The sequence below is a fragment of the Ruegeria sp. YTSC106 genome (assembly GCF_059609765.1).
The window spans coordinates 1-4,498 of the sequence record NZ_JBXWMI010000041.1 but is presented as its reverse complement, the minus strand read 5'-3'; the positions used below and the strand labels follow the sequence as shown (position 1 = coordinate 4,498).

Here is a 4,498-nt window from a genome sequence, read left to right as displayed (position 1 = left end):
GAAACGCACGCCCTTGTATGACCTTCACGTTGCTTTGGGTGGTAAGATGGTTGATTTTGCTGGGTGGGAGATGCCTGTTCAGTATCCTTTGGGGATTATGGGTGAGCATAAGCAGTGCCGAGAGAAGGCGGCGTTGTTTGATGTGTCTCACATGGGTCAGGTTATTCTGCGCGGTGAGAATGTGGGTGAGAAGCTGGAAGCTTTGTGCCCGCAGGCTTATGCGACGCTGAAGGAAGGCAAGGCGCGGTACGGGTTTTTCACCAACGCTGACGGCGGGATCATGGACGATTTGATCGTGTCGAATGCGGGGGATCACTATTTTGTGGTGGTGAACGCGGCGCTGCGGCATCAGGACATTCCGCATATGCGTGACAATCTCGAAGGTGTCGAAGTGACCGAGATCTTCGACCGCGCGCTGGTGGCGGTTCAGGGGCCCAAGGCCGAGGATGTTGTCGGCGCGTTGTGCCCTGTTGCCCGTGACCTGAAGTTCATGGAAACCACCCTTGCTGATATCAACGGTGTCGAGTGCCGCATCTCGCGGCTGGGTTATACCGGCGAGGACGGCTATGAGATCTCGATCCCCGAGGACAAGGCGATCGAAGTTTCGAAAGCCTTCCTGGGGCATGAGGATTGCGAAGCGGCGGGTCTGGGCGCGCGCGACAGCCTGCGGCTTGAGGCGGGGCTGTGCCTGTATGGCAATGACATCGATCAGAGCACCTCGCCGGTCGAGGCGTCTTTGGGCTGGGCGATGCAGAAGCGCCGCAAGGAAGAAGGCGGCTTTCCGGGTGCGGAGCGTATCCAGCGCGAACTGGCCGAGGGGGCATCCCGCAAGCTGGTGGGGATCAAGCCCGACGGCCGTGCTCCGGCGCGCCAGGGTGTGGAAATCCAGTGCACTGAGGGCAACACGATCGGCCAGATCACCTCGGGCAGCTTTGGCCCGACGGTCGGAGGCCCGATCGCGATGGGCTATGTGTCCGCGGGCCATGGCGAGCCGGGCGAGAAGGTGAACCTGATCATCCGGGGCAAGGCGCAACCGGCGCAGATCGTGGCCATGCCCTTCGTCAAACAGAATTACAAGCGTTGAAGTCAGGAGAGAGACAAGATGGCAACCTATTATTCCGAAGAGCATGAATGGCTGAGCGTTGAAGGCGACACGGCCACTCTGGGCATCACCAAACATGCCGCCGAGCAGCTGGGTGAAGTGGTGTTCGTGGAACAGCAGGAAGCGGGCGACGAGTTCGAAAAAGGCGGCGAGATCGGCGTGATCGAATCCGTCAAGGCGGCGTCCGAGTTGTATGCTCCGGTCGATGGCGAGATCACGGAAGTGAACGAGGCGCTGGCCGACAATCCCGGTGCGCTGAACGAAGATCCCGAGGGCGAGGCCTGGATCTACAAGATCAAGATCAGCGATGCATCCCAGCTGGAAGAGCTGATGGATCTGGACGGCTACAAGGCCCTGATCGGGTAAACCCAAACGGAGTCCCGGCACGGGGCTCCATCGTTTTAACTTATGCCGCCGAATTTGGGCTCCGCCCGTTCGGGCCTGAAACTGTCCACCGGACAGTTTCCGGGACGGCCCTTACTCCCCGCCGGAGGCTCCTGCCAGAGCGGCCGGGCGAGACATTCCTTGAGGAGCGCTACACATGGCCTTCAAACTGACCGACTACGAAGCCTATGACTTTGCCAATCGCCGCCATATCGGGCCCAGCCCGACCGAGATGCGCGACATGCTCAAGGTGATCGGCTTCAAGACGCTGGACGAGCTGATCGACGCCACCGTCCCGCCGGCGATCCGGCAGAAAGAGCCGCTGGACTGGGGTCCGGCGATGACGGAACGCGATGCGCTGTTCCATATGAAAGAGGTGGCGAGCAAGAACAAGGTTCTGACCTCGCTGATCGGTCAGGGCTATTACGGCACCACCACGCCCGCGCCGATCCTGCGCAACATCCTGGAAAACCCGGCCTGGTACACCGCCTATACGCCGTACCAGCCCGAGATCAGCCAGGGCCGTCTTGAGGCGCTGCTGAACTTCCAGACCATGGTCAGCGACCTGACCGGGCTGGACGTGGCCAACGCGTCCCTGCTGGACGAGGCCACAGCCGCGGCCGAGGCGATGGCGATGGCCAAGCGCGGCGGCCGGTCCAAGGCCAACAACGCGGCCTTCTTCGTCGACAAGAACTGCCACCCGCAGACCATCGCGGTGATCAAAACGCGCGCCGAGCCTTTGGGCATCGACGTTCAGGTGGCCGATCCGGACACGCTGGATGCAGGTTCCGTCTTTGGCGCGATCTTCCAGTATCCCGGCACCCATGGCCATGTGCGCGACTTCACCAACGAGATCGCGGCGCTGCACGAACATAAAGCCATCGCGATTGTCGCCGCCGACATCCTGTCGCTGGCGCTGCTGAAATCGCCCGGCGAGATGGGCGCGGATATCGCCATCGGCTCGACCCAGCGCTTTGGCGTGCCGATGGGCTATGGCGGGCCCCATGCTGCCTATATGGCGACCACCGACAAGCTGAAGCGGTCCATGCCGGGCCGGATCATCGGTGTCAGCATCGACAGCCGGGGCAACAAGGCCTACCGCCTGTCGCTGCAGACCCGCGAGCAGCATATCCGCCGCGAGAAGGCGAACTCGAATGTCTGCACCGCGCAGGCACTGCTGGCGGTGATTGCCTCGATGTATGCCGTCTATCACGGCCCCGACGGCATCAAGGCCATCGCGCAATCGGTGCACCGCAAGACCTCGCGTCTGGCTGCCGGTCTGGAAGAGGCTGGCTTTGCCGTGGAACCGGAAGTGTTCTTCGACACCATCACGGTTGAGGTCGGCCATCTGCAGAATGTGGTGATGGAGGCCGCCGTGGCCCGCGGCGTCAACCTGCGCAAGGTGGGCGAGACCCGGGTCGGCATCAGCCTGGACGAGCAGACCCGCCCCGAGACCATCGAGGCGGTCTGGGGTGCCTTCGGCATCGACCGCAAGGATGACAGCTCGAACAAGCAATACCGCCTGCCCGATTATGCGCTGCGTGAAAGCGAATATCTGACCCACCCGATCTTCCACAAGAACCGGGCCGAGGCCGAGATCACCCGCTATATGCGCCGTCTGGCCGACCGTGACCTGGCGCTGGACCGGGCGATGATCCCGCTGGGGTCCTGCACCATGAAGCTGAACGCCACGATCGAGATGATCCCGGTCACCTGGCCCGAGTTCGGCAATCTGCATCCGTTCTGCCCCGAAGATCAGGCGCAGGGCTATCACGAGATGATTGCCGACCTGAACGACAAGCTGTGCCAGATCACCGGTTATGACGCGATCAGCCAGCAACCCAACTCGGGCGCGCAGGGCGAATATGCGGGTCTTCTGACCATCCGCAACTATCACTTCGCCCGCGGGCAGGGTCAGCGCAATGTCTGCCTGATCCCGACCTCGGCGCATGGCACCAACCCGGCCTCGGCCCAGATGGTGGGCTGGCAGGTCGTGCCGGTGCAGGCGGATGAGAACGGCAATATCGACGTCGCCGACTTCCGCGCCAAGGCGGAAAAGCACTCCGATCATCTGGCCGCCTGCATGATCACCTACCCGTCCACCCATGGCGTGTTCGAGACCACCGTGCAGGAGGTCTGCCAGATCACCCATGATCACGGCGGTCAGGTCTATATCGACGGCGCCAACATGAACGCGATGGTGGGCCTGTCGCGCCCCGGTGACATCGGCGGAGACGTCAGCCACCTGAACCTGCACAAGACCTTCTGCATCCCGCATGGCGGCGGCGGCCCTGGCATGGGCCCGATCGGCGTCAAGGCGCATCTGACCGAGCACCTGCCCGGCCACCCGGAATACGGCACCGCCGTGGGGCCGGTCTCGGCGGCGCCCTTCGGCTCGCCCTCGATCCTTCCCGTCTCGTGGGCCTATGTGCTGCTGATGGGTGGCGCCGGTCTGACCCAGGCGACGAAAGTGGCGATCCTGAACGCCAACTACATCGCCGCGCGTCTGCAGGACGCCTATCCGATCCTCTATACCTCGGAAACGGGCCGGGTGGCGCATGAATGCATCCTCGACACCCGTCCGCTGGACGCCGAGGCGCATGTCTCCGTGGATGACATCGCCAAGCGCCTGGTCGATTCAGGCTTCCACGCGCCGACCATGTCCTGGCCGGTGGCCGGAACCCTGATGGTGGAACCCACGGAATCGGAACCCATGGCCGAACTGGACCGCTTCTGCGACGCCATGCTGTCCATCCGCGCGGAAGCGCAGGACATCATCGACGGCAAGATCGACGCGGACAACAACCCGCTGAAAAACGCCCCCCACACGGTGCGCGATCTGGTCGGCGACTGGGACCGCCCCTACACCCGCGAACAGGCTTGCTTCCCGCCGGGCTCCATGGGCGTCGACAAATACTGGTCACCCGTCAACCGCGTCGACAACGCATACGGCGACAGAAACCTCGTCTGCACATGCCCCCCAATGGATGCATACGAAGAAGCCGCGGAATA

3 protein-coding genes are annotated in these 4,498 nt (G+C 62.9%); all 3 read left to right on the top strand.

Annotation, left to right across the window (positions count from 1 at the left end; genetic code table 11):
* A partial coding sequence (gene gcvT, locus AC2FEB_RS23220; RefSeq protein WP_496677682.1) for a glycine cleavage system aminomethyltransferase GcvT occupies window positions 1-1,084 on the top strand: 1,084 nt, incomplete at its 5' end.
* 18 nt (window positions 1,085-1,102) lie between these two features.
* Window positions 1,103-1,468: a glycine cleavage system protein GcvH gene (gcvH, locus tag AC2FEB_RS23215; RefSeq protein ID WP_299644461.1), complete on the top strand. Its 366-nt coding sequence runs from the start codon at window positions 1,103-1,105 to the stop codon at window positions 1,466-1,468.
* A 175-nt stretch (window positions 1,469-1,643) separates the two neighbouring features.
* Window positions 1,644-4,498: aminomethyl-transferring glycine dehydrogenase (gene gcvP, locus AC2FEB_RS23210; RefSeq protein ID WP_117871899.1), on the top strand; the 2,855-nt coding region annotated here is incomplete at its 3' end.

Bases quoted from the DNA above. Each gene is read 5' to 3' on its own strand.
- gcvH (WP_299644461.1), top strand. From the start codon at position 1,103: ATGGCAACCTATTATTCCGAAGAGCATGAATGGCTGAGCGTTGAAGGC.